Annotated in this window: 16 protein-coding genes; 6 read left to right on the top strand and 10 right to left on the bottom strand. The window is 73.4% G+C overall.

The window, feature by feature from the left end:
- The first annotated feature begins 158 nt into the window (after positions 1-158).
- From O7616_RS25290 to O7616_RS25265, 6 genes are read left to right on the top strand one after another with little or no spacing between them, the layout of a single operon-like run.
- On the top strand, positions 159-3,386 hold the full coding sequence (locus tag O7616_RS25290; RefSeq protein ID WP_282304294.1) for an amino acid adenylation domain-containing protein: 3,228 nt from the start codon (positions 159-161) through the stop codon (positions 3,384-3,386).
- Entirely contained in the window at positions 3,379-5,634 is a 2,256-nt protein-coding gene (locus O7616_RS25285; protein WP_282304293.1) for a polyketide synthase, read from the top strand. Before O7616_RS25290 ends, O7616_RS25285 begins: the two co-directional genes overlap by 8 nt.
- On the top strand, positions 5,634-5,900 hold the full coding sequence (locus O7616_RS25280) for a phosphopantetheine-binding protein (protein WP_282304292.1): 267 nt from the start codon (positions 5,634-5,636) through the stop codon (positions 5,898-5,900). The genes O7616_RS25285 and O7616_RS25280 overlap by 1 nt, the downstream gene beginning before the upstream one ends.
- Positions 5,900-9,355: an amino acid adenylation domain-containing protein gene (locus O7616_RS25275; protein ID WP_282304291.1), complete on the top strand. Its 3,456-nt coding sequence runs from the start codon at positions 5,900-5,902 to the stop codon at positions 9,353-9,355. The genes O7616_RS25280 and O7616_RS25275 overlap by 1 nt, the downstream gene beginning before the upstream one ends.
- Positions 9,352-12,234, top strand: coding sequence for a type I polyketide synthase (locus O7616_RS25270; protein WP_282304290.1), 2,883 nt, complete (start codon positions 9,352-9,354; stop codon positions 12,232-12,234). The genes O7616_RS25275 and O7616_RS25270 overlap by 4 nt, the downstream gene beginning before the upstream one ends.
- Positions 12,231-14,219 carry an amino acid adenylation domain-containing protein gene (locus tag O7616_RS25265; protein WP_282304288.1) on the top strand — a complete coding sequence of 663 codons (1,989 nt, stop codon included), beginning with the start codon at positions 12,231-12,233 and terminating at the stop codon, positions 14,217-14,219. Before O7616_RS25270 ends, O7616_RS25265 begins: the two co-directional genes overlap by 4 nt.
- Positions 14,220-14,339: 120 nt before the next feature.
- Here O7616_RS25265 and O7616_RS25260 read toward each other — a convergent pair whose 3' ends face one another.
- The 10 genes from O7616_RS25260 to O7616_RS25215 all read right to left on the bottom strand — a co-directional run bounded on the left by O7616_RS25260 (position 14,340) and on the right by O7616_RS25215 (position 23,600).
- Positions 14,340-14,747: a carboxymuconolactone decarboxylase family protein gene (locus tag O7616_RS25260; protein WP_282307716.1), complete on the bottom strand. Its 408-nt coding sequence runs from the start codon at positions 14,745-14,747 to the stop codon at positions 14,340-14,342.
- Between the two features lie 148 nt (positions 14,748-14,895).
- A complete protein-coding gene (locus tag O7616_RS25255; RefSeq protein ID WP_282304286.1) occupies positions 14,896-15,957 on the bottom strand; it encodes an LLM class flavin-dependent oxidoreductase in 1,062 nt (353 codons plus the stop codon).
- A gap of 101 nt (positions 15,958-16,058) precedes the next feature.
- Positions 16,059-16,610 (bottom strand): NAD(P)H-dependent oxidoreductase, encoded by a 552-nt coding sequence (locus O7616_RS25250; protein ID WP_282304285.1) that lies wholly within the window; start codon positions 16,608-16,610, stop codon positions 16,059-16,061.
- Between the two features lie 149 nt (positions 16,611-16,759).
- Positions 16,760-17,995 (bottom strand): vanadium-dependent haloperoxidase, encoded by a 1,236-nt coding sequence (locus tag O7616_RS25245; RefSeq protein WP_282304283.1) that lies wholly within the window; start codon positions 17,993-17,995, stop codon positions 16,760-16,762.
- A 62-nt stretch (positions 17,996-18,057) separates the two neighbouring features.
- On the bottom strand, positions 18,058-19,122 hold the full coding sequence (locus O7616_RS25240; protein ID WP_282304282.1) for an aldo/keto reductase: 1,065 nt from the start codon (positions 19,120-19,122) through the stop codon (positions 18,058-18,060).
- Positions 19,123-19,142: 20 nt separating this feature from the next.
- Positions 19,143-20,474 (bottom strand): LLM class flavin-dependent oxidoreductase, encoded by a 1,332-nt coding sequence (locus tag O7616_RS25235; protein ID WP_282304281.1) that lies wholly within the window; start codon positions 20,472-20,474, stop codon positions 19,143-19,145.
- Positions 20,475-20,476: 2 nt separating this feature from the next.
- Positions 20,477-21,214: an ABC transporter ATP-binding protein gene (locus O7616_RS25230; protein ID WP_282304280.1), complete on the bottom strand. Its 738-nt coding sequence runs from the start codon at positions 21,212-21,214 to the stop codon at positions 20,477-20,479.
- Entirely contained in the window at positions 21,190-22,026 is an 837-nt protein-coding gene (locus tag O7616_RS25225; RefSeq protein ID WP_282304279.1) for an ABC transporter permease, read from the bottom strand. The genes O7616_RS25230 and O7616_RS25225 overlap by 25 nt, the downstream gene beginning before the upstream one ends.
- Entirely contained in the window at positions 22,023-23,087 is a 1,065-nt protein-coding gene (locus O7616_RS25220; RefSeq protein WP_282304278.1) for an ABC transporter substrate-binding protein, read from the bottom strand. The genes O7616_RS25225 and O7616_RS25220 overlap by 4 nt, the downstream gene beginning before the upstream one ends.
- Positions 23,088-23,600, bottom strand: a complete 513-nt coding sequence (locus O7616_RS25215; protein WP_282304277.1) for a flavin reductase family protein — start codon at positions 23,598-23,600, stop codon at positions 23,088-23,090. It lies immediately after the preceding gene.
- Between the last annotated feature and the right edge of the window lie 242 nt (positions 23,601-23,842).

The following is a 23,842-nucleotide window of genomic DNA, read 5'->3' as shown; positions in this document are numbered from 1 at the left end:
ACCACCGCCCCGGTCCGACGGCGACCCGCGCCGGGCCGGGGCCGCGCCATGCCCGGGGACCCGCGTCGACGTGTCGCCGACGCGACCGGGAGCTTTTCCTGGTGGGGCAGGAGAACGTGCTCTGCCGCGCGGGACGTGCCGGGCCGCACGATCGGTGCATGGTTCGTACCGGTCGTGCTTCCTTCGCCCAGGAACGCCTCTACTTCCTCGATCAGCTCCAGCCCGGAAACCCGGCGTACGTGGTGGCCTTCGCGGTGCACCTGCGCGGTGCGCTGCGACCCGAGGCCCTTCGCACGGCCCTGACCCGGCTGGTCGCCCGGCACGACGCGCTGCGCACCACGTTCGGGGTGGTCGACGGTGTCCTCACCCAGCGGGTGTCGTCGACGCCCGCTGTGGACGTCGACATCACCGCCGACGGGTGGGTCGATCGCGCCGCCCAGGAGGCCCACCTGCGGACGCTCGTCGCCGAGCAGGCCCGCCAGCCCTTCGACCTCGCCGACGGGCCGGTGGTACGGGCCTTCCTGCGCTCCTGGGGCCCGGACGAGCACGGCCTCGCGGTGCTCGTGCACCACATTGCCTGCGACGGGTGGTCGGTGGGTCTGCTCCTGCGCGACCTGGCCGCCGAGTACAACGCCACTGTCGACGGGTCGGTGGCCGCCTACGACGAGCCGGCCGAGTCCTACCTGGCGTACGCCGAGCGGCAGCACGAGACGTGGCGGCGGGACAGCTCGGGCCTCGACTTCTGGCGTGCGGCGCTGGTCGACGTGCCACGACTGGCGCTGCCCACCGACTTCCCCCGCCCGAGCGTGCTCGGCACCACCGGCGCGGTGCTGCGCCGCCCGGTCGAGCCGGAACTGGTGCGGCGGCTGGGGGAGTGGGGGCGGGCGCGGGGCGTGACGCTGTTCGCGGTGACGCTCGCCGCGTACGCCTCGGTGTTGTCCCGGTACGCGCGCCAGGACGAGGTGGTGGTCGGCGTTCCGGTGGCGAACCGGATGGACGACGCCGAGGAGCGCCTGGTCGGCTGTCTGGTCAACACGCTGCCGATCCGGCTCGACGTGTCCGGCCGGCCGAGCTTCAGCGAGCTGGTGGACCGGGCGCGGCGGACCAGCATGGCGGCCTTCGCCAACCAGGACGTGCCGTTCGAGCAGATCGTGCGGGCCACCGTGGGGGAGCGGCAGCTCAGCCACGCGCCACTGTTCCAGACCTCGCTGACGGTGCAGAACTTCCCGTTCGCGTTCCCCGAGTTCGCCGGGGTACGGCTGACCGAGGTCGACGTCGAGATCGACGTCACCAAGTTCGACCTGGGCCTGACCCTCGACGTCTCCACCGACGTGCCGTTCCTGCGCGCCGAGTACAGCACCGAGCTGTTCACGGCCGAGACCGTCGGCACGCTGCTCACGCACTACCTGACGTTCCTGCGGTCGATCGTCGACGAGGAGCAGTGGGAGCCGTCCATGGTGGACGAGGCCGAGCGGGTGCGGCTCACCGAGGGGGTGAACCCGCCGCTCGCGTCGGCGCCGGTCACGTACCCGTCGGTGCTGCGTCGCCTCGCCGACCACGTGGCGGCGACCCCGGACGCGGTGGCCGTACGCCACCGGGACGTCGAGATCACCTACGCGGAGCTGGACCGGTGGGCCGGGCGGATCGCGGCGGGCCTGGCCGATCGCGGTGTCCGCCCCGGCGTCCGGGTGGGGCTGCTGCTCGGCCGTTCACCGGCGGTCGTCGCGGCGATCCTGGGCGTGTGGAAGCTCGGCGGCGTCTACGTGCCGCTGGACCCGGACTACCCGCGCCAGCGCCTCGAACTGATCGCCGCGAACGCCGGGATGGCGGTGCTCGTGGTGGACCCGGAGACCGCGGAGGCGGCCGCGGCGCTCACCCGCGACAGCGGGACCCCCCTGGTCGACGCGCACACCCTCGACGGCATCTCCGTGCTCGAGGAGACCTTCCCCGGGCCGGACGACCCGGCGTACGTCATCTACACCTCCGGCTCGACCGGCGTACCCAAGGGGGTCCTGGTCGGGCACGGCGGCCTGGACGCGCTGAACAGCCCGACCCCGGCGGGCCTGGACGTCACGGCCGCCGACGTGTGGCTGGCGGCCAGCTCGTTCTCGTTCGACGCGTCGGTGTGGGAGATGTGGGGCGCGTTGACCACCGGCGCCCGGCTGGTCATCGCCGACCGGGTCGACCTGGTGGACCGGGAACGGCTGGCCCGGCTGGTGCGTCGCGAGGCCGTCACCGTGCTGTTCCAGACCCCGGGCGCGCTCTACCGCCTGCTGCCGCCGTACCTGCGGGCGCTCGAGGAGGACGAGACCTCCCGCATCCGCTACGTCGTCCTCGGCGGCGAGGCGCTGAGCTGGTCGCGGCTGGCGTCGCTGATCGCGGACGCGCCGGGTCTGCACACGGTGTTCGTCAACATGTACGGCATCACCGAGGGCACCATCCACGTCACGATCTTCCAGGCGTCGGCCGCCGACGTGCCCCGGGTCCCCGAGGGTGCCATCGGCGTACCGCTGCCGTCGGCGCGCTGCTACGTCCTCGACGAGGACCTGCGGCCGACCGGCCTCAACGTGCCCGGCGAGCTGTACTGCGGCGGCGCGCTCGTGGCGCACGGCTACCTGGACAACCCGGAGCTGACCGAGGCGCGGTTCCCGCCCGACCCGTACGGCGGCGGGGTCATGTACCGCACCGGCGACGTGGTGAAGTGGGGTCTCGACGGGAGCATGGTGTACCTCGGCCGCAACGACACGCAGGTGCAGGTGCGCGGCTACCGCGTCGAGCTGGCCGAGGTGGAGGGTGCCCTGCTCACCCACCCCGCGGTGCGGTCCTGCGCGGTGGCCGCCGAGGACGACGAACTCGTCGCGTTCGTGGTCCACGGGATCGGCCCGGACGCCGAGCACGACCTGCGGGCGCACCTGCGCGAGACACTGCCGGCGTACATGGTGCCGTCGCGGATCCTGACCGTGGCGACCATCCCGCTCACCGCACACGGCAAGGTGGACCTTCCCCGCCTGCTGGCCGACAGCCGCGCGGCACGGACGGCCACCGCGCCGTCGCGGCCACCGGCCGCAGTGGTCGGCACCGGGTTGGAGGAACGGATCCGGGCCTGCTGGGTCGAGGTGCTCCGGCGGGACGACGTCGGGCTGCACGACAACTTCTTCGACCTGGGCGGCCACAGTTTCGCGCTGATCGCGCTCCAGCAGCGGATGTCCGAGGAGGGGCTGGACGTCTCGGTGACCGACCTCTTCCGCTGCGGCACGATCGCCGGCTGCGCGGCGACGCTCCAGCACACCGCGCCCGTCGTCGCGGACCCCAACGCGGCGCAGCGCCGCCAGGGCCGCGCCCTGCTGGCCGACCGGCGGCGCAGCGTGGGAGCCGGCCGTGGCTGAGCTGGACGACAGCGCCGCGGTGGCGGTGGTCGGCATGGCCGTCCGGGTGCCCGGCGCCGAACGCGACCTGGACCGGTTCTGGCGACACGTCCACGACGGTGTCGACGCCGTCAGCGTCTTCACGCCCGAGCAGCTCGTCGGTTGGGGCGTACCCAAGGATCTGGTGGAACGGCCGGGCTTCGTGCCGGCCCGCGCGGTGCTCACCGACGCGGACCGCTTCGACCACCGGCTGTTCAGCTACTCACCGTCGGACAGCGCCCTGATGGACCCCCAGCAGCGGATCCTGCTGGAGTGCGCCTGGGCGGCCCTGGAGCACGCCGGCCACCCGCCGGTCGCGCCCGACGGCAACCGGGTCGGGGTGTACGTCGGCACCGGGCTCAACGTCTACCTGCTGGACAACGTGTGGCCCAACGAGCGCGCGGTCGAGGCGGCCGGTGGCCTGGGCGTGATCATCGGCAGCGACAAGGACTTCGCCGCCACCCGGATCGCCTACAAGCTGAACCTCCAGGGGCCGGCGCTGACAGTGCAGACCGCCTGCTCGACGTCGCTCGTCGCGGTGCACCAGGCGACGCAGGCGCTGCTCACCTACGACGCGGACGTGGCACTGGCCGGCGGGGCCACCGTCGCCCCACCGACCCGGCGCGGGCACCTGCACGAGCCCGGCGGCATCTTCTCCGCCGACGGTCGCTGCCGCGCCTTCGACGCCACCGCCGACGGGACGGTGCCGGGCGACGGAGCGGGCGTGGTGGTGCTCAAGCGCCTCACCGACGCGTTGCGTGACGGCGACACGGTGCACGCGGTGATCCGTGGCTCCGCGGTCAACAACGACGGCGCCCGCAAGGCGGGTTTCACCGCGCCCGGCCCGACCGGTCAGGCCGCCGTCATCGCGGCGGCGTTGGAGGTGGCCGACGTCGACCCGGACACCGTGGGCCTGGTCGAGACGCACGGCACCGGCACCGCGCTCGGCGACCCGATCGAGGTGGCGGCGCTGCGGCAGGTGTTCGACTCCGCCCGGCCCGACCGGGTGCCCTGCGCGCTGGGCGCCGTCAAGTCGGTCGTCGGACACCTGGACACCGCCGCCGGGGTGGTCGGCCTGATCAAGACGGTGCTGGCCCTGACGCACCGGACGATCCCTCCGATCGCCCACCTCCGTACGCCCAACCCGGCGATCCGACTGGACGGCTCGGTGTTCGAGCTGCCGACGACCGCCCGACCCTGGGCGCCTGTCGACGGCGTACGCCGGGCCGGGGTGAGCGCCTTCGGCATCGGCGGCACCAACGCCCACGTGGTGCTGGAGGAGGCCCCGCCGACTCCGCCCCGACCCCGTCGGCACGTCCCGCAGCTCGTCCTGGTCTCCGCGAAGACCGCCGCGGTGGCGCAGGAGAGCCTGGACCGGGTCACCTCGTTCGCCGCGGGAACCGCGCCCGGGGACCTGGCCGACCTCGCGTACACACTGCGGACCGGCCGCGCCGAGCTGCCCTGGCGGGCCGCCGTCCTGACCGGCGTGACCGACGGGGTCGCCCGGCTGCGCAAGGTCGACGCGACGGCTCGGGCGCGCGGGGTGGCGCTGCACCTCACCGGGGCCGGTGCGGTGACCGGCAACCGACCCAACTACGACGCCGACCCGGTGTACCGGCGGACCGTCGACGAGGGCGTCGCGCTGCTACATGGCCACGACCTGGACGATTCGGTCCGGGAACGCGGCGACCGGCTGCTGGCCTGCGTCGGCCTGACCCGGTCGCTGCGCAGCCGGGGCGTCACCCCGCGCGCCCTGGCCGGTGACGGCGTCGGCGCGGTGGCCGCCGCCGTCGTGGCCGGGGTGATGTCGCTCGCGGACGCGCTGGCGCTGCTGCGCGACACCGACGACCCCGGGGTACGCCTGCACCCCGCCGCTCTGCCCCTGCTCATCGACGGGCGGCCCGACGACAGCGCCTTCTGGCGGGCCGCGGCCCTCCGCCCCCCGACGTCGACGCCGCCCCCCGACGTGCCCGACCCGGTGCTCTGGATCGAGGTCGGCACCACCGTCACCCCGCACCTGGACGCCGACCAGCCGGCACTTCCGGCCGACCGGCATGCCCGCCTGCTGGCGATCGTCGGCGCACTGTGGCAGTTGGGTCTGACCGACGCCTGGGACCCCGTGCACGACACCGGCCGCCGCCGGCTGCCCGCCCCCACCTACCCCTTCGCGGCCACCCGGCACTACCTGGACGCACCCGGAGCCGACCCGACCACAGAGAGGCGACACTGATGCGCGACGTACACGACCGGACCTGGGTGGCCGAGTTCGAAGAACTGTGGATGGAGGTGCTCGGCGTCGACACCGTCGTCGACGACGACGACTTCTTCGACCTCGGCGGCCACTCGCTCAGCGCGCTGCGGCTGAGCACCCTGATCCGCCAGGAACTCAACCTCGCGGTCATGTTCGGCCACGTGCTGGAGAACCCCCGCTTCGCCGACCTGCGCAAGGTCGCGAGCGAGGTGCCGCTGGAGCGTCCGGCGGCGGAGACCGCCTGATGGTCGCCCCCGACCTCGCCGCCTGGGCGCCGCTCGCCGCACGGGTGCTCGGCGGCACCCCCGAGCAGGTCCGCGCGGTGGCCGCCACCGAGTCGTTCGTCGCCCTGGGCGGCACCTCGCTCCAGGCCATCGCCCTCGTCGCGCTGGGCCAACGCGAACTGCGGGCGGACGTGGACAGCGCCCGCCTGCTGTCGGCGCTGCCGCTGGCCCAGGCCCTCGCCGGCGCCGTGGACTTCGTCGACACCGCGCCACCCGTCGTCGCGCGGCGGCCGGCAGAGCGGGAGTTGCTGCCGGGTCAGCGGTCCATGCTGGCCGCGCACCTGCTGGACCAGGACGCGCCGTACCACCTGATGTTCACGGTGGAGGCGGACGGGCCCCTCGACCCGGCCCGGGTCCGGTGGGCGCTGCGCGAACTGGCCACCCGACACGAGGCGCTGCGGACACGCTTCGTACGCGACCCCCGCCAGGCCCGGATCGTGCTGCCCGCGCCCTACGAGCCGCGCCTACTGCACCAGACGCTGCCCGACGACGACGCGGTACGCGCCGTGCACGACCTGTACGGCCCGGCCGCCGCGCGTCTGCTGCGCCCCTTCGCGCAGCCACCCGTGGTGTTCGTACTGACCCGAACCGGCCGGCGCGACCTGCTCACCATGCTGGTGCACCACACGGTCAGCGACGGCTGGAGCGTCGGGTTGTTCGCGCGGGAGTTCGCCGAGTTCTACACCGGGGACGGCCCGGCCGAGGCGGCCCCGTCGCCGGACTGGGTCGGCACCCGGCTCGCCGCGCAGGAGTCGTCCGGCGCGCTGGAGGCCGCCCTGACCCGGGTCACCGCGCGGCTGGACGGCGCGCCGTGGACGGTGACGCTCCCCACCGACCTGCCGCCGGTCGCCGAGGCCGACGGGCGGGGCGCCCGGCTGCGCTTCCACCTGGACGAGACGGCGGCGGAGGCGACGACCGGGTTGGCCCGGGAGTGCGGGGTGACCGTCACGTCGGTGGCCCTGGCGGCCTGGGCGTTGACGGTGTCCCGCCGCGCCGGTCTGGACGACCTGGTGCTCGGGGTGCCCGCGGCGGGCCGGTTCGAGGCGGGCATGGACCGCCTGGTGGGCCTCTGCACCCGGGTCGTCCCGGTGCGCTGCGCGGCGACCGACGACAGCACCGTCCGGGAGTTCGTCCGGGGGATCGCCGACGCCCTGGCCGCGGCGGTCGCCGACGCCGACGTGCCGTTCGAGCGGGTCGTCTCCGCGCTGGGCGCCGGCACCGACCCGGGCCGCAACCCGCTGGCCCAACTCGGGTTCGCCGCGCACCACGAGCTGGTGCCCGACGAGCTGGCGGTGGGCGACCGGAGCTGGCGGCTGCACGAGGGCCACTGCGGTGGCGCGGTGTTCGACGCCCTGCTCTACCTCCAGTCGTGGTCGGATCGTCCCCGCTTCGCGCTGGAGTACGCGACAGCGCTGCTGACCGCCGCCGACGCCGGGGAACTGGTCGAGTCGTTCCAGGCGGCGGTGCGGGAGCTGGCCGCCGACCCGGACGCGACGGTGCGGGACGTCACCACGCTCTCGGCGGGTCAGCGCGCCCGGTTGCGCGAGCTGGGCGCGGGCGGGACGTACGACACCGCCGACGACGTGTGGCACCGGTTCGCGGCGTACGCGGAGTCGGCGGGCGAGCGGTCCGCGCTCGTCGACGCGCACACCGGGCTGACGCTCACCTACCGGGACCTGCACGACGCCGCCGTCGAGCAGTCCCGTCTCCTGCACGGCCACGGGGTCCGTGCCGGCGACGCGGTGCTCCTGGAGGTGCCCCGCTCCGCCGCCGAGGCGGTGGCGGTGCTGGGCGTGCTGCGACTCGGCGCGCACTACGTGGCCGTCGACCAGCACGCCACCGCCGAGTGGCGTACCCATCTGGCGGCGACCGTCGCGGCGCGGGCCCGCCTCGGTGTGGGTCAGCCCTGGCCGGGAGTCGTCGACTGCCCGCTCGCCGATCCGCGGACGCCCGTCGGGGCGGACCCGGTCGAGGCGGCGCCGCGCGACCCGGCGCGCACCGCGTACGTCTCCTTCACGTCCGGTTCGACGGGCGTGCCCAAGGGCGTCGTCGTGCCGCACCGGGCGGTGCTGCGACTGGCCGACGACCCGGGGATGTTCGCCGAGCGGCCGGGTATGCGGATGCTGCGGTTGTCCCCGCTGGCGTTCGACGCGTCCACCCTGGAGCTGCTGGTGCCCCTGGCCACCGGCGACACGGTGGTGGTCTTCCCGCCGGAGGACCCGACGCCACGCGGGCTGGCCGACGTCCTGAGCACCGCCGGGGTCACCCACGCCTGGCTCACCTCGGGCGTGTTCCACCTGGTCGCCGACCACCGTCCGGACGCGTTCGCCGGGTTGCGGCAGCTGTTCACCGGCGGGGGAGTGGTGTCACCGCCGCACGTGCGCCAGGTGTTGCGGGCCTGCCGGGGCCTGCGCCTGACCAACGGGTACGGCCCCACCGAAAACACCACCTTCACCACCACGTACTCCGTCGAGCACGCCGACGCGACGCCCGACCCGCTGCCGATCGGTGCTCCGGTGCACGGCACCGACCTGTCCGTGGTCGACGCATCGGGTCGGCTCGTCCCACCGGGTGCCGTCGGCGAACTGCTGGCCGGCGGCACCGGCCTGGCCGACGGGTACCTGGGCGACCCGACGAGGACGGACGCCTCCTTCGTGCGCCACGACGGGGAACGCCGTTACCGCACCGGGGACCTGGTGCGCTGGGGCGCCGACGGCCACCTGCGCTTCCTGGGCCGCAACGACCGCCAGGTGAAGATCGCCGGACACCGGGTGGAACCGGTCGACGTCGAGCGCCGGTTGCGGGCGCAGCCGGGCGTCCGCGACGCCGTGGTCTTCCCCACCGGCGACCCGGCGAGCGGGGTACGCCTCTGCGCGGCGCTCAAGCCCGACCCGCACGGCGTCGACGTGGCCGCCGTGCGCCGCGCGGTGGAGCCCGACCTGGCCCCGTACGCCCGGCCGCAGCAGTGGGTGACGGTGACCGAGTTCCCGCTGGACCGCAACGGCAAGGTCGATCTGCGGGCGCTGGGCGCGCTGGCCCAACCGACAGTGCCGCCGGAGACCTCGACCGTGCCGCCGGAGACCTCGACCGTGCCGCCGGAGACCTCGGCCGTGCCGCCGGAGACCTCGGCCGCGTCGGCCCGGGTTCCCGCCCAGCGCTCGGCGTCGCTGGCCGAGTTCGAGGAGCTGGTGACGGGCGCCTGGGTGGAGGCGCTGGGCACCGACGACTTCGACGTCGACGAGGCGTTCTTCGACGTCGGCGGTGAGTCGCTGCGCCTGGCGATCGTGCGCCGGCTGCTTCAGGAGCGGCTGGCCGGCCGGACCATCCCGCTCACCGACCTCTACCGCTTCCCGACCGTGCAGACGTTGGCCCGGCATCTGCACGCGCAGACCGAGAGAGCAGGCGCACCCTCATGAACGACGACATCGCGATCGTCGGCCTGGCCGGTCGGTTCCCCGGCGCCGCCGACGTCTGGGAGTACTGGTCGAACCTGGTCGACGGGAAGACCGCTGTCAGCGCGCTGACCCGGGGCGAGCTGCTGGCCGCCGGGGTGCCCGCCGACCGGCTCGACGACCCGGCGTACGTCCCCGCGCGCGGCGTCCTGGCCGACCCGGACCTGTTCGACGCGGCCTTCTTCGGCATCACTCCGAGGGAGGCGGAGACGATGGACCCGCAGCACCGGCTGCTGATGCAGACGGCGTGGGCCGCGCTGGAGTCGGCGGGGCTCGCCACCGAGCGGCCGTTCGGTCGGGTCGGCGTCTTCGCCGGGGCCGGGTTCAACTACTACGCGCTGCACCACGTGTTCGCCCAGCCCGACGTCGTCGAGTCGCAGGGGCTGCTGTCGGTCGTGCTGGGCAACGAGAAGGACCACCTGGCCGCGAAGATCGCGTACCGGCTGGACCTGGGCGGGCCCGCCATCACCGTGCAGACCGCCTGCTCGACGTCGCTGGTGGCGGTGCACCTGGCCTGCCAGAGCCTGCGCGGCGGCGACTCGGACGTGGCGCTCGCCGGTGGCGCCTGCGTGGCGGTGCCGCAGCAGGCCGGGTACCTCTACGAGACGAAGGGCATCATGTCGCCGGACGGCACGTGCCGGCCCTTCGACGCCGCGGCCGACGGCACCGTGCCCGGCAACGGGGTCGCCCTGGTGGTGCTCAAACGCCTCCCGGACGCCCGCCGGGACGGGGACACCGTGTACGCGGTGATCAAGGGGTCGGCGGTGAACAACGACGGTGGGATGAAGGTCGGCTACACCGCGCCGGGCATCGCCGGTCAGGTCGACGTGTTGACCCGCGCGTACGCCTGCGCCGCCGTCGACCCGGCGACAGTGGGCTACCTCGAGGCGCACGGCACCGCGACCGAGGTCGGCGACGCCATCGAGCTGGCCGCCCTGACCGAGGTGTTCCGTCGCGGCGAGCGACAGTGCTCGATCGGCTCGGTCAAGGCCAACATCGGGCACCTCGACGCCGCCGCCGGTGTCGCCGGTCTCATCAAGGCAGCGCTGGCCCTGCACTTCCGGCAGATCCCGCCGCTCGCCGGCCTGAAGCAGGCCCGGCCCGAGCTGCTGGACGGCTCGACGCCGTTCACGGTGGACACCGTCGCCCGACCCTGGGAGACCGCCGACGGCCCGCGCCGGGCGGCGGTCAGCGCCTTCGGTCTGGGTGGCACCAACGCCCACGTGGTCCTGGAGGAGGCCGACGGCCCGATCCCGCCGGAGCCACTAGCCGCCGACGGCCCCGCCGAGTTGATCGTGCTGTCCGCGCGGACCCCGGAGGCGGTCCGCGAGGCCGCCGAACAGGTGCACGAGTACCTGCGGCAGCGCCCCGACCTGTCCGTGCGGGACGTCGCGTCGACGGCGCAGACGTACCGCCGGCACTTCCCGCACCGGTTGGCGGTGGCCGCGCGGGACGTCCCGGCGGCGCTCGCCGGGCTGCGCCGGGGGCGGGTGCGCGCGGCGGCCCGCCGACCCCGGGTGGTCTTCCTGTTCCCCGGGCAGGGCGCCGAGTTCCCCGCCATGGCACGCGGCCTCTACGACCACTACCCCTCGGTGCGGGCCGCCCTCGACCACGGGGCGGAGCTACTGGCCCCGGTCCTCGGGCTGGACCTGCGGGACGTCCTCGTCGACGACGACCCGCGCGGTGTCGTGCACCGCACCGACGTCACCCAGCCGGCCCTGGCCCTGTACGAGGTGGCGCTCGGCCGGCTGCTGCTGTCCTGGGGCGTCCGACCGGCGGCGATGATCGGCCACTCGGTCGGTGAGTTCCCGGCCGCCGCGCTCGCCGGTGAGCTGGCCGACGACGACATGCTGCGCCTGGTCGCCACCCGGGGCCGGCTCATGCAGGACGCCCCGGAGGGTCACCTGCTGGTCGTGCTGGCCGGGCCGCGCACCGTGGAGGAACACCTCACGGGCCTGGACGACCTCGACATCGCCGCCCGCAACGCGCCGGAGGTCACCGTCGTGGCCGGGCCACCGGCCCCGCTCGCCGCGTTCCGCGAACGCCTGGACGCGGCCGGAGTGCCCTGTCGGGCGCTGCCCGCGCAGCGCGCCTTCCACACCCGGATGATGGCCGACGCGGCCCGGCTGCTCGGCGTCGAGGCCGACCGGGTGCCCCATCGACCCCGCACCCTCCCGGTCGTCAGCAGCGTCGACGGCACGCTGCTCGGCACCGGCCGGGCGCGTGCCGAGGGCTACTGGGCGGCACAGTTGCGCAGCCCGGTGCGCTACCACGACGCCCTACTGACCGCGCTGGAGCTACCCGACCCCGTGCTCGTCGAGGTCGGTCCCGGCACCGCGCTGACCGGCATGGCGCGGCAGACCCCGCAGGGACGGGGGGTGCCCGGGTTCGCCGTGCAGCCGCGACCGACGCCGCGCGCCGACGCCGCCGACGTCCTCGCCGGGATCGGTGGACTGTGGACGGCCGGGGTGACGGTGGACTGGGCGGCGGTGCGCGGCGGCACCCCGGCGCGGCGGGTGGCGCTGCCGACGTACCCGTTCGCCCGTACCCGGCACTGGCTGGAGGCGACACCGCCACCGGCCCCGGACACCGTCGAGCCGTCGCCGCCTCCCGCGACTACCGGGGAGAGCACGGTGGTGGGGGAGATCGTGGAGCTGTGGCGCCGGTTGCTCGGCTCGCCCGACATCGGGCCGGACACCGACTTCTTCACCGTCGGCGGTGAGTCCCTGCTGTTCATCCGCATGGTCAACCAGGTGCAGCGCCGCTTCGCCGTCCGCATCCCGATGGAGGAACTGTCCGCGCGACCCACGCCGCGCGTCCTGGCCGAGCTGGTGACGGCATGACCGACCACACCGACCTGACACACGCGGCAGCGGTGGCGGCCGTGCTCGTCCACCGCCTCTCCGGCGCGAGGTCGGTGACGGTGCGCGGCCCGCACGGCGACCACACGCTGCGCGTGCACCCGGAGCAGACCCCCACCGAGGTACGCGGGCAGGCGCGAAAGCTGTCGTCGCTCTCCTCCACCGTGGACGTGGTGTTGGTCGCCCCCGGCCCGCCAGACGTCGGGGCGGCGGCGACGGTGGGCCCGGTGCCGGTCTGGCTCGCCGGCGACCACGGACACCCCGCCCACCTCCAGGAACGACTGGACACCCTGAGCGGATGGCTCACCGCCCATCCCGACCGCCCGGTGCGCGAGGCGGTGCTCGTCGGTCCCCGGGAGCGGGCCACGCTGCTCGGCTTCAACCCCGCGCCGACCCCGGCCCCCCGGACACCCGTGCACGAGGCGATCTGCCGGCAGGCGGAGCGCACCCCGGACGCCGTCGCGTTGCGCGGCGGCGGACGCGACCGCAGCTACCGGGACCTGCTCGACGAGGCGGCGGCGCTGGCCGGGCGACTGCGCGCCGAGGGCGTGGGCTCCGGCTCGGTCGTCGCCCTGTGCACCGAGCGGAGCCCGGAGATGGTCGTCGCGGTGCTCGGTGTCCTGCTGGCCGGAGCGGCGTACCTGCCACTGGACCCGTCCCACCCGAGGGCCCGGCTGGACCTGATGCTCACCACCGCCGACGCCGCGCTGGCGCTCGCCGACGAGGAGGGACGGGCCGCGCTCGGCACCGGCGGAGCCCCGGCCGTGCCGGTGCGACCACTGGCCGGCGCCGACCTGCCCGCCTCGCCCGTCGACTGGCGTGGCTACCGCGCGCCGGAGGCGGTGGTGGACGGGCTGTCGTACGTCATCTTCACCTCCGGGTCGACCGGGGCGCCGAAGGGTGTGCAGATGACCCATCTGTCGCTGGCCAACCGGCTGGCGTGGATGCAGGAGGAGTACCGCATCGGGCCCGGCGACGTGCTGCTGCAGAAGACGCCGTACACCTTCGACGTGTCGGTGTGGGAACTGCTCTGGGCCTTCCTGGCCGGCGCGACGCTGGTCACGGCCGAGGCCCAGGCGCACCGCGACCCGCAGGAGATGGCCGCCGTCATCGCCCGCGAGGCGGTGAGCACAGTGCACTTCGTGCCGTCGATGCTCGCCCTGTTCGTCGAGGAGCCCGGGGTCGCCGCGTGCGCAGCCCTGCGCCGGGTGATCTGTAGCGGGGAGGCCCTGCCGCCGAAGCTCGTCAACAAGCTCACCGCCACCCTGCCGACGGTACGGGTGGACAACCTGTACGGCCCCACCGAGGCCGCCATCGACGTCACCGCCTGGCCGTGCCGCCGACCCGAACCGGACCCCACCGTCCCGATCGGCAGGCCGATCACCAACGTCACGGCCTACGTGCTGGACGACGACGGTGCGCTGGCCCCGCTGGGCGTACCCGGGGAACTGGTGGTCGGCGGCGACTGCCTGGCCCGGGGGTACGCCGGACGGCCCGACCTGACCGCCGAGCGGTTCGGCACCGTGCACGTCGCCGGGCGTCCCCAGCGGGTGTACCGCACCGGCGACCTGGCCTGGTGGTCACCGCAGGGGTTCCTGAACTACGGCGGGCGCATCGACACCCAGGTGAAGATCCGTGGGCAGCGGGTGGAACTCGGCGAGATCGAGTCGGTGCTGAACAGTCACCCGCTCGTCGCGAACAGCGTGGTGCTGCTCCGTGACGACCTGGGTGCGGCCCCGACCCTGGTGGCGTACGTGGTGACCGAGCGGCACGCCGACGTGGGCGACGTGAGCGAGGCGGCGCTGCGGGCGTTCCTGGCCGAGCAGCTTCCCGACCACATGGTGCCGCTGCGCCACGTGGTGCTGCCCGAGTTGCCCGCCACCGCCAACGGCAAGGTCGACCGCAGGGCTCTGCCCGCCCCGCCGGCCCGGGTCCGCCGGCCGGTACGGGTCGGGTCATCGGCGTAGGGCGTCCGGAGCGGAGGAGTCCGCAAGCCAGTGCTCCGATGCGCTCCCGTCCCGGGAGTCGGCGGCAGCGCGCGATCCGCCAGTCGAGCGGCGTCCGCTCAGGTCGTGACGACGGACGGTTCAGGCGGCTGGGGTGGGGCGGACGGGGAGCAGGTTGCGCTCTGCGAAGACCTTCTTGGCGACGAGCGTGGCGTTGACGGCCCGCGGCACACCGCAGTAGACCACCGCCTGCAGGAGCGCCTCGACTATCTCCGACGGCGTCAGGCCGGCGTTGAGCGCGCCGTTGACGTGGACCTCCAGCTGGGCCTCGGCGTCACCGAGGCCCGTCAGGATGCCGAGGGTGAGCAGCTCCCGGTCCCGGCGCGCGAGTTGGGGCCGGACATAGAGATCCCCGTAGGACCAGGCGACGGAACGACGACTGAGCTCGGGTGAGACGTCGGCGAGGGCTTCCAGGAGTCTCTGCCCGGCGCCGCCGTCGGCCTGCCGCAGGGCCTCAAGACCCCGCTCGTACTGCTCGTCTCCCGCCATGGTCACGCCCTACCTTTGCCCAATCGTCCTGTCGGCTGGACCGGCGGGTACCCGTGACCGCGCCGGACAAACGGATCACTGCCACTTCGCGCGCGGTGTCGTGTTAGTCGACCGCCCTGCGACCACGAGATGGGCCCGTCCCACCGCCTCAGGTGCGCAGCAGTGGCAGCAGTTGGTCGCCCTGACGGGTGATTTCGCGACGGTAGGGCGTGTCGGAGAGCACGAAGTGGGTGATGCCCAGCCGCTGGTATTTGCGCAGCGAGTTCGCCACGTCCTCGGCGGAGCCGACCAGCCAGGTGGTGCCCGCTCCGCCCCCACCATATTTACCGGGGCTGGTGTATAGGTTGTCGTCGAGCACCTCTCCGCGGGCGGCGAGGTCGAGCAGCCGGCGTTGACCGACGGCAGTCTGCCGGTTCCGGTCGCGTGCGGCGCCCTTGCCCTTGGCCATGTCGGCGACTTTGGCTTCGGCGTCGGTCCAGGCCTGTTCGGTGGTGTCTCGCACCAGTGTGGTGACCCGCAGCCCGAACTCCAGAGGCGGGTGCTCGCGTCCCAGCTTCTCGCTGAGCTGCTTGAGTCGTTCGATCCGATCGGCCACGCCGTCGAGTGGCTCGCCCCAGAAGAGTTGGACGTCGGCCTCGGTGGCGGCAACCTCTTCGGCGGCGGCGGAGGCGCCGCCGAAGTAGAGCCGGGGATGTCGGCGTTCGCCGTTGACGACCGGTCGGAGCGCCAGGGTGGAGCCGGTGACGGAGAAGTGCTCGCCCTGGTAGGTGACGCTCTCCTCGGTCCACAGCCTCCGAACGATCTGGAGGAATTCCTTGGTGCGGGCGTAGCGGTGAGCCGGATCGCCTTCGCTGTCGCCGTAGGACGCCAGATCGTCCTTGCCCGAGACGATGTTGATCAGCGTTCGGCCCCCGCTGAGGTGGTCGAGAGTCGCGGCGGCGGAGGCGAAGTTGGCGGGCCGCCAGTAGCCGGGTCTGATCGCGATCAGTGGCTGGAACGTGGTCGTCCGGGCGGCGAGCGCGGTGGCGACCGTGAACGTGTCGGGCCGTCCCCAGCCGGTCCCGATGAGCGCGCCGCCCCACCCGTGCTCTTCGAGGGCCCTGGCGTGGTCGGTGAGGGTCGCCAGGCTGTTGTGGTCGTCGATCACGTCGTCGCCGCGGTGGCCGGGTTGGACCTGATTCGGGATGTACCAGAGAAATTCGGGACTCATCGGTGGCGGCCTTCCAGTTCGGTGAGATGACGGCAGCGGGCATCGCCCACCGGGCGGGCGGTGACCGTGCCGCCCGCCCGGTGGGGCGAATCAGGGTCGTGTCATGTCACGCCGGTTCGCTGTGCGCTGATCGCGGTGGAGTGCTGGTCGGCCCACTGCGCCGCGATCTCGTACACGTCTGCCAGCTGCGACTCGAGTACGGCAAGCGGCGGCGCCGGGACCTGTGCGCCCAGTTCGACGAGCACGTCCCGCAGAGCCGACGCGGCCGCGTCGGCGTGCGACGGCGAGGCCGCCACGGCTATCGGCATCGCGACCACCCCGGCCAACTCCCGGTGCCCGAACTGGTCCAGGAAGACCTTCACCAGCCCGGTGTAGCTGCCCTTGTACGTCGGCGTCGCGACGACCAGCAGCCGGGCCGACCGGACCGCCGCGAACGGATCAGGGCCGGCCTTCGCCCCGTACGCCGGTTCCGGTCCGAACGACACTCCGACGATCTCGGCCAGCTCCAGCACCTGGACGGCGTTCGGTGGTCCGCCCAACCGATCCAGTAGGGCCACGGTGACCGCCTCGGCGATGCCCCGGGTACGCGACCCGGCCCGAGGGTTACCCACCAGCACGACGAGGTCCGGGGTCGACGGCGATCTGTCGCTCATGAGGCCACCCCGATCCGCGCCGATGAGCCGCCGCCGCGATGAGCGGGCTCGACCTGGTTCGGCATCTTCCAGAGGAACTGGGAAGTCATCAGTGGGTCTCCCCGTTTCGGGGGCGCAGCGGCGATGGCCGCCCCGCCCGGTGGGTCCGGTCAGCGGAACAGCCGTGGCGCGTTGCGCAGCGTGTACGCGGCCACGTCGCGGCCGAGCCGGACGCCGACCTCGTCCGCGGTACGGGTGTGGATGCCCGACCACACCCGGGCGTCGACGTTCTCCGCCGTGGGTCGCTGCCAGTCGCGGTAGGTCCGGGTGGCGCCGGGCTGGCTCGGGCTGGTGATGGTGTAGGGCTCCCGGGCCTGCGGCCCCAGCAGGACTGTGAGCACCTGCTCGGCGGCGCCGGAGTAGGTGTTGTGCCCGCTCGGGTAGTCCGGGTGCGCCGGCGTGGTGTGCAGCGGCGTCCAGGCCGGATCGCCGCCCGCGCCGGCCCGGATGGCGGTGACCGGTCGCCAGCGCAGGTACGCGTACTTGGCGTCGGAGGTCGCGATCTGGGTGTCGACGAGCGCGACGTGGAAGATGGCCACCAGGCTCGCCCGCCCGGCGACCGGCCCGGTGGACTGCGCCAGCGCGGCGCGCAGGATCCCGGTGTAGAGGGTCAGTGAGGAGCCGAGCCAGAAGGTCGCCGTGTCGGTCTGCTGCGGTGTGCGTACGGCGCTGCCCACAGCCCCGTACGTCCGGACCTCGGCGAGGTCCGCCCGGTAGCGCTCCGAGTCCAGCGCGGGCGGTGGACCGGGCCGGTACCGGTCCGCGCGGTCGAGCAGGAACGGCCGTGCGAAGCGGGTTCCGGCCTGCTGAGCGGGGGAGAAGCTCGGTGGGGTGGGCTGCCAGCTACCCGGGCCCGCTTCGGGGTTCGGATACGCCGGGTTGACGGAGGCGGGGTCGAGCCCGTCGCCCGTCCGCTGGGCCAGCAGCAGGCGTGCTTCGGCACGGCCGGTGGCCGCGCCCCGGTCCTTTGCCCGCCCGTCGGGGATCCGGTCGAGTGCGGTCCGCAGTGCCGTGTCGAGCGCGGCAGCGCCGTCGGGTATCAGGGTGCTCAGCGCGGTGTGGACGGCGGTCGCGAGCGCGGCGTCCCGGTAGTGACGGGGGTTTCCGGTGGGCGCGGTGCGGGTGGCGCGGGCGGCGGCGAGCCAGCTGATCGCCCACGCGCGGCTGTTGGCGACCTGCGGCAGTGTGCTGGTCGCGACGGCTGCCGCGGTGGCGTCGTACCACTCGAGAGCAGTGTCGGTCGTCGTGCTGGCGGCGGCCGGCGCGGCGGGCAGGCCGCCGACCAGGACGGCGGCGGCGATCATCGCCACACCGCGGCGCCAGCCGCGGCGGCTCGACAGGGTCATGATCCGGTGGCTCCTCGGCTGGGACGGGTGCGACGGTAGGGAGAGCGGCATGCCTCGGCTGCTCATCGGGCCGGCCCGGCGGCGCGTGGCGTCGTCCCGCCGCGTCGGCGTTCGGCCGGATCGGTCAGCGACGGTGGGAGGTAGCCGGCGTCGGCGGGGTTGAGCGTGGTGCCGGGCGGGACGATGGCGTCGATGCGGTCCAGCACGTCCGGGGACAGCGTCACCTTGGCGGCGCCGATCTGTGATTCCAGGTGTGCCAGGGTGCGCGGCCCGATGATCGCCGACGTGACGGCCGGGTGTTCCAGGACGAAGGCGATCGCGAGGTGGATGAGGGAGAGTCCGGCCTCGTCGGCGAGGGCGGCGAGCTGGTCGACGGCGGTCAGTTTGGCGGCGTTGGCGGGCAGGGTCGGATCGAAACGGGCCGGGAGCCGGTCGGCACGGCGGGAGATCGGGGCGTCGAGCCGGCCGTGGTAGCGCCCGGAGAGCCACCCGCCGGCGAGCGGGCTCCACGGGATCACGGCCAACCCGTACCGCTGGGCCAGCGGCAGCACCTCCCGCTCGACCTCGCGGGCCAGGATCGAGTACGGCGGCTGCTCGCTGACCACCCGCTCCCGTCCGCGTCGCTGCGCGATCCACTGCCCCTCCACGATCGCGGACGGCTCGAACGTGGACGTACCGATGTAGCGGATCTTGCCCTGGTGCACCAGGTCGGTGAGTGCGCCCAGGGTCTCGTCGAAGTCGGTGTCCGGCTCCGGGCGGTGAGCCTGGTAGAGGTCGATCCAGTCCGTCCCCAGCCGGCGCAGGCTGTTCTCGACGGACCGGACGATCCAGCGGCGGGAGTTGCCGCGGTGCTGCGGGTTGTCACCGACCTGGCCGTGGAACTTGGTGGCGAGGAAGACGTCGTCGCGCCGCCCGCCCGCGAGGGCCTTGCCGACGATCTCCTCCGACTCGCCGTGGGAGTAGACGTCGGCGGTGTCGATGGCGTTGATGCCCTCGTCGAGGGCGCGGTGGATGATCCGGATGCCGTCCTCGTGGTCCGGGTTGCCCCGTTGTCCGAAGTTCATCGCGCCCAGGGTCAGGGAGCTGATGCGGACGCCGGTGCGCCCGAAGGGCCGTTGGTCGACCATGACTTCTCCTTCGTGGTGGGTCAGCGGGACGCGGTGGTGAGCTGCCGCGTGAACTGGTTGGTCGGTCGGGGCAGCCCGTAGTGCTCGCGCAGGGTGGTCCCGGCGTAGTCGGTGCGGAACAGCCCGCGGCGTTGCAGGATCGGCACGACGTGCTCGACGAACGTCTCCAGGCCGGACGGCAGCACGGGAGGCATGATGTTGAAGCCGTCGGCCGCGCCGCCGCGGTACCACTGCTCGATGGCGTCGGCGACCTGCTCCGGGGTGCCGGCGAAGGTGCGGTGCCCGCGCCCGCCGCCGAGCCTGCCGATGAGTTGGCGGACGGTCAGGCGTTCGCGCCGGGCCAGGGTGACGATCAGGGTGTACCGGCTCTTGGCGCCCTCGATCTCGTCCTCGCTCGGCAGGTCGGCGGGCAGTTCCCTGTCCAGGTCGAGGTCTTCCGGGGCGACCCGCAACGTTGTGGCGAGCTGCTGCCGGGCGTACTCCGGTTTGACCAACCGGTCCAACTCCTCCTCCAGCGCGCGGGCCTCGGCCTCGGTGGCTCCGATGGCCGGCACGATGCCCGGCAGGATCTTGATGGTGTCCGGGTCGCGGCCGACCTGCGCGGTACGCCGCTTGAGGTCGCGGTAGAACGCCTGCGCCTCGTCCAACGTCTGCTGGGCGGTGAAGACGGCCTCCGCGTAGCGGGCGGCCAGGTCCTTGCCGTCCTCGGACGACCCGGCCTGCACCAGCAGCGGATAGCCCTGCGGTGGGCGGGGGACGTTGAGTGGGCCGGCCACCTTGAAGTACCGCCCCGAGTGCTCCGGCGGGTAGAGCAGCGCGTCGTCGCCCCACCGCCCGGCGGCCTTGTCGCCCAGCGGCGCTGCGTCGTCCCAACTGTCCCAGAGCTTCTGGGACACCTCGATGAACTCGGCGGCCCGCTCGTACCGGTCCCGGTGCGCCGGTAACTCGTCCAGGTTGAAGTTCCGGGCCGCCTTCTCGCCGGCCGTGGTGACGATGTTCCAGCCCGCCCGGCCGCCACTGATGTGGTCCAGCGATGCGAAGCGACGGGCCAGGTTGAACGGCTCGTTGTACGTCGTCGACGCCGTCGCGATGAGCCCGATGCGGCTCGTCGCCGCGGCCAGGGCGGTGAGCAGCACGGTTGGCTCCAGCGTGCCCCCCGGCCGTCGACCGATGCTGTTCCACAGCACCGGGCTGTCGGCGAGGAACAACGAGTCGAGCTTGCCGCGCTCGGCGATGCGGGCCAGACGCGTGAAGTGTTCGACGTCGGTCTGCGCGAACGGATCGCTCTCCGGCAGCCGCCAGGCCGCCTCGTGGTGGCCGACGCCCATGAGGAACGCGTTGAGGTGCAGCATGGTCATCCTTCCGTCGGGTCGACGCCGAGCGCCCGGAGCAGGGTTTCGCGGTACGCGAGGAACTGCGGCTGTCGGTACGACCGCGGCGTGGGCAGGTCGATGGCGAGGTCGACGGCGATCCGGCCGCTGTCCAGCAGCAGAACGCGGTCGGCCAGCGTGATGGCCTCGTCGACGTCGTGGGTGACGAGCAGCACCGTGGGCCGGTGCCGAGCGCACAACTCGCGCAACAGGCCGTGCATGTGCAGACGGGTCAGCGCGTCCAGCGCGCCGAACGGCTCGTCGGCGAGCAGCAGGTCCGGTTCGGACACCAGCGCCCGGGCCAGCGCCACGCGTTGCTGCTCGCCGCCGGACAGCTCGTTGGGCCAGGCCCGTTCCCTGCCGGCGAGGCCGACCTCGGCGAGCGCCACCCGGCCGCGTTCGGGAGAGTCCGGCCCGCGCAGGCCGAGGACGACGTTGTCCAGCACGCGCTGCCAGGGCAGCAGCCGGGCGTCCTGGAAGACGACCGAAGAGTTCTCCGGTACGTCGACCAGGCCCGAGCCGGTGGCGTCGCCGTCCAGGCCGGCGAGCGCACGCAGCAGGGTGCTCTTGCCCGACCCGCTGCGCCCCAGCAGCGCGACGAACTCCCCGGTGCCGATCTCCAGGTCGAATCCGTCGAGGACCACCCGGTCCCCGAAACCTCGCGCCAGGCCGTGCACCCGTACGGCGCGAGACGCGGTCAGTCCGCCAGCGTGCGTCGCCACGACAGCGCCCTCCTCTGGGCAAGCCGAACCGCGCCGTCGGACAGCAACCCGAGCAGGCCGTACAGCACGAGTCCGACGATGATCACGTCGGTCTGGCCGTACTCACGGGCCAGTTCCATCATGTAGCCGATGCCGCTGGTGGAGTTGATCTGCTCGACGACGACCAGGGACAGCCAGGCCCCGACGACCGCGAACCGCATGCCGAGCAGGAAGCCGGGCAGTGCGCCGGGCAGCACGATCCGGCGGATGAAGGCGGTACGCCGCAGCCGTAGCGACTCGCCCAGCTCGACGTACCGGCTGTCGATGGTGCGTAGCCCGTTGTGGGTATGGATGTAGACGGGGACGAACACGCCCAGCGTGATGGTGATGACTTTCATCTGCTCACCGATGCCGAACCAGAGGACGAGCAGCGGAATCAGCGCGAGGGCGGGGATGGCCCGCTTGATCTGGATCGGGCCGTCGAGGACGGCCTCGCCCCACCGGCTCAGACCGGCGAGCACGGCCAGCACCGTGCCGACGGCGGTACCGATGGCCAGCCCGAGGCCCGCCCGTTGGGCGGAGATGGCCAGATTGTCCTGCAGCCGACCGTCGGCGATGAGGTCACCCGCCGTGGTCACCACGGTCCACGGCGCCGACAGCGTACGGGGGTCGATCCAGCCGGCCGCCGAGCCGGCCGCCCACAGCACCAGCAGCAGGGTCGGACCGATCGCCGCCCCGAACGGGATGGGGCGGCCCGGCTTGAGCCGGCGCCGCGGCCGGTCGGCGAAGATCGCGGCGGTCGGTCGGGGGCGGGCCGGTGCCGAGACGGTCACTGGGCACCTCCCGCGGTCAGGGCCTGCGCACCGACCGACTCGTACCGTCGGTCGTACAGGTCCTCGGCCGTGAGGGGCTTGTTGCCGGTCTCCTTCGCGAGCAGGTCGATGGTCTCCTGGTGTCGGGCGATGGCCTCCGTCCAGCTCGCCGGGATGTCGGCCACGCCGCCGTTTTCGACCAGCCACCTGCCGTCGTCGGCGGTCAGGCCCTGGTCCTTGACGTAGTACCGCTCGATCCACTCGTCCGGGTTGGCCTCGCGCCACCGCCAAGCCCGTGCCCACGCCTGCGTGTACTCGCGGATCGCGGCCGCCTTCGCCGGATCGCCGAGCACGGTGACGGGGGCGTAGAGGTGACCGGGGTCGTCGCGCAGTCCGTGTGCGATCGTCGTGGCGCCGTCCCGGGTGTACTTGGTCTCGTACCGCTTGATCTGCACACCACCGATCGGCGCGACCTCGACCTGGCGGCTGGCGAGCGCGGTGGCGTAGACGTCGCCGGTGCTCGGCAGCTCGACCAGCTTGACGTCCTTCTTGGTGAGGCCGACCTTGTGCAGTACCCGCAGGACGAGTGCACCCTGCGCCTGTCCCGGGCTGTACGCGATCTTCTTGCCGCGGAGGTCGGCGAGGGTGGCGACCGTGACGCCGGGGGCGATGCCGAGCCGGTAGATGGCGTGGTCGAGTGGGTTCTGGCGGAACTTCGAGGCAACGATCTTCGTGGGGATACCCGTCCAGTGCGAGTGGATCGGCGGAATGTCGGCCACCGCCCCGACGTCCAGCGCCTTGGCGCGGAACGCCTCCAGGGTCTGCGGGCCGCCGCTGATGTTCGCCCATTCCACCTCGAAGCTGAACGTGTCCGCCTCGCCGGAGAACTCGATCGCCTTCTGGTGCTCCTTGTCGCCGACGACGAGCTTGGTGCCCTTCGGCACGGCCTGCGGCAGCGGTGCGCCGGCGGCCAACGCCGCGACGGGTGTCTCGTCGCCGGCGCAGGCGGTCAGGCCCAGTGTGACCGCGCCGAGGGTCGCGGTCAGGAACGCCCGACGGTCCAGAAAGGATGGTGAGGTCACTTACAACTCCTTCGTCGCTGGTTGCAGGGCGGCGTAGCGCCCCATGTGGTAGAGCAGAGGCGCACCGTCGCGGTGACTGGCGACCAGCGGCTCGGCGATCACGATGACGTGGTCGCCCGCGGGCACCCGCTGGGTCACGCGACACAGGAGCCACGCGACCGGCTCGTCCAGTAGCGGCACCCGGTGCGGCCCGTACCGCCAAGCCTGGTGTGCGGCGAACCGGTCGATGCCGCTCGTCGCGAAGGTCCGCGCGACGTCCTCCTGGTTCGCACCGAGCAGGTGCACCGCGACGTGCTCCGCCTCGGCGATCGTCGGCCAGCTCGACGACGATCGGGCCAGGCAGAACGACACCAGCGACGGGCGTAGCGACACGGACGTCAGCGAGGTGACGGTGATCCCGACCGGTGGCTCGCCCGCGGCGGTGACCACCGCGACTGAGGCGGCGTGCCGGCGTAGAAGAGCGCGAAACAGGTGCGGGTCGACCGGAGTCACGGGTTCGGCGGTGACTGTCATGGCTGTCCTCCTGGGTCGACGAAGACAGCTGCGCGCCGCCCTGGATACGCGTGGACGCAGGGCGGCGAGCAACCGTCGATCGGTGCGAGGAGTCGGCTGCCGGTCGTCGTCGACCTGGCGGCGCGAGGGGGGAAAGAGGGAGCCGGGGTCAGCGGCAGCAGCCGCAGGCGGCGGTCCAGCCACGGCAGCATCCCCGCGACACCGCGATAGCGGTGTTCTGAAGCAGGGTGTGTTGGCTGGTC

It is taken from the genome of Micromonospora sp. WMMD964, from assembly GCF_029581455.1.
Lineage (GTDB): Bacteria > Actinomycetota > Actinomycetes > Mycobacteriales > Micromonosporaceae > Micromonospora.
This window is presented reverse-complemented; position numbering and strand designations above follow the sequence as displayed.

What these genes read in the sequence shown, in the direction of transcription:
- O7616_RS25250 (WP_282304285.1), bottom strand. Translation starts at nt 16,610, where the DNA reads ATGAGCGACAGATCGCCGTCGACCCCGGACCTCGTCGTGCTGGTGGGT.
- O7616_RS25240 (WP_282304282.1), bottom strand. Translation starts at nt 19,122, where the DNA reads ATGGTCGACCAACGGCCCTTCGGGCGCACCGGCGTCCGCATCAGCTCC.
- O7616_RS25265 (WP_282304288.1), top strand. Translation starts at nt 12,231, where the DNA reads ATGACCGACCACACCGACCTGACACACGCGGCAGCGGTGGCGGCCGTG.
- O7616_RS25255 (WP_282304286.1), bottom strand. Translation starts at nt 15,957, where the DNA reads ATGAGTCCCGAATTTCTCTGGTACATCCCGAATCAGGTCCAACCCGGC.
- O7616_RS25235 (WP_282304281.1), bottom strand. Translation starts at nt 20,474, where the DNA reads ATGCTGCACCTCAACGCGTTCCTCATGGGCGTCGGCCACCACGAGGCG.
- O7616_RS25275 (WP_282304291.1), top strand. Translation starts at nt 5,900, where the DNA reads ATGGTCGCCCCCGACCTCGCCGCCTGGGCGCCGCTCGCCGCACGGGTG.
- O7616_RS25245 (WP_282304283.1), bottom strand. Translation starts at nt 17,995, where the DNA reads ATGACCCTGTCGAGCCGCCGCGGCTGGCGCCGCGGTGTGGCGATGATC.
- O7616_RS25290 (WP_282304294.1), top strand. Translation starts at nt 159, where the DNA reads ATGGTTCGTACCGGTCGTGCTTCCTTCGCCCAGGAACGCCTCTACTTC.
- O7616_RS25280 (WP_282304292.1), top strand. Translation starts at nt 5,634, where the DNA reads ATGCGCGACGTACACGACCGGACCTGGGTGGCCGAGTTCGAAGAACTG.
- O7616_RS25270 (WP_282304290.1), top strand. Translation starts at nt 9,352, where the DNA reads ATGAACGACGACATCGCGATCGTCGGCCTGGCCGGTCGGTTCCCCGGC.
- O7616_RS25215 (WP_282304277.1), bottom strand. Translation starts at nt 23,600, where the DNA reads ATGACAGTCACCGCCGAACCCGTGACTCCGGTCGACCCGCACCTGTTT.
- O7616_RS25260 (WP_282307716.1), bottom strand. Translation starts at nt 14,747, where the DNA reads ATGGCGGGAGACGAGCAGTACGAGCGGGGTCTTGAGGCCCTGCGGCAG.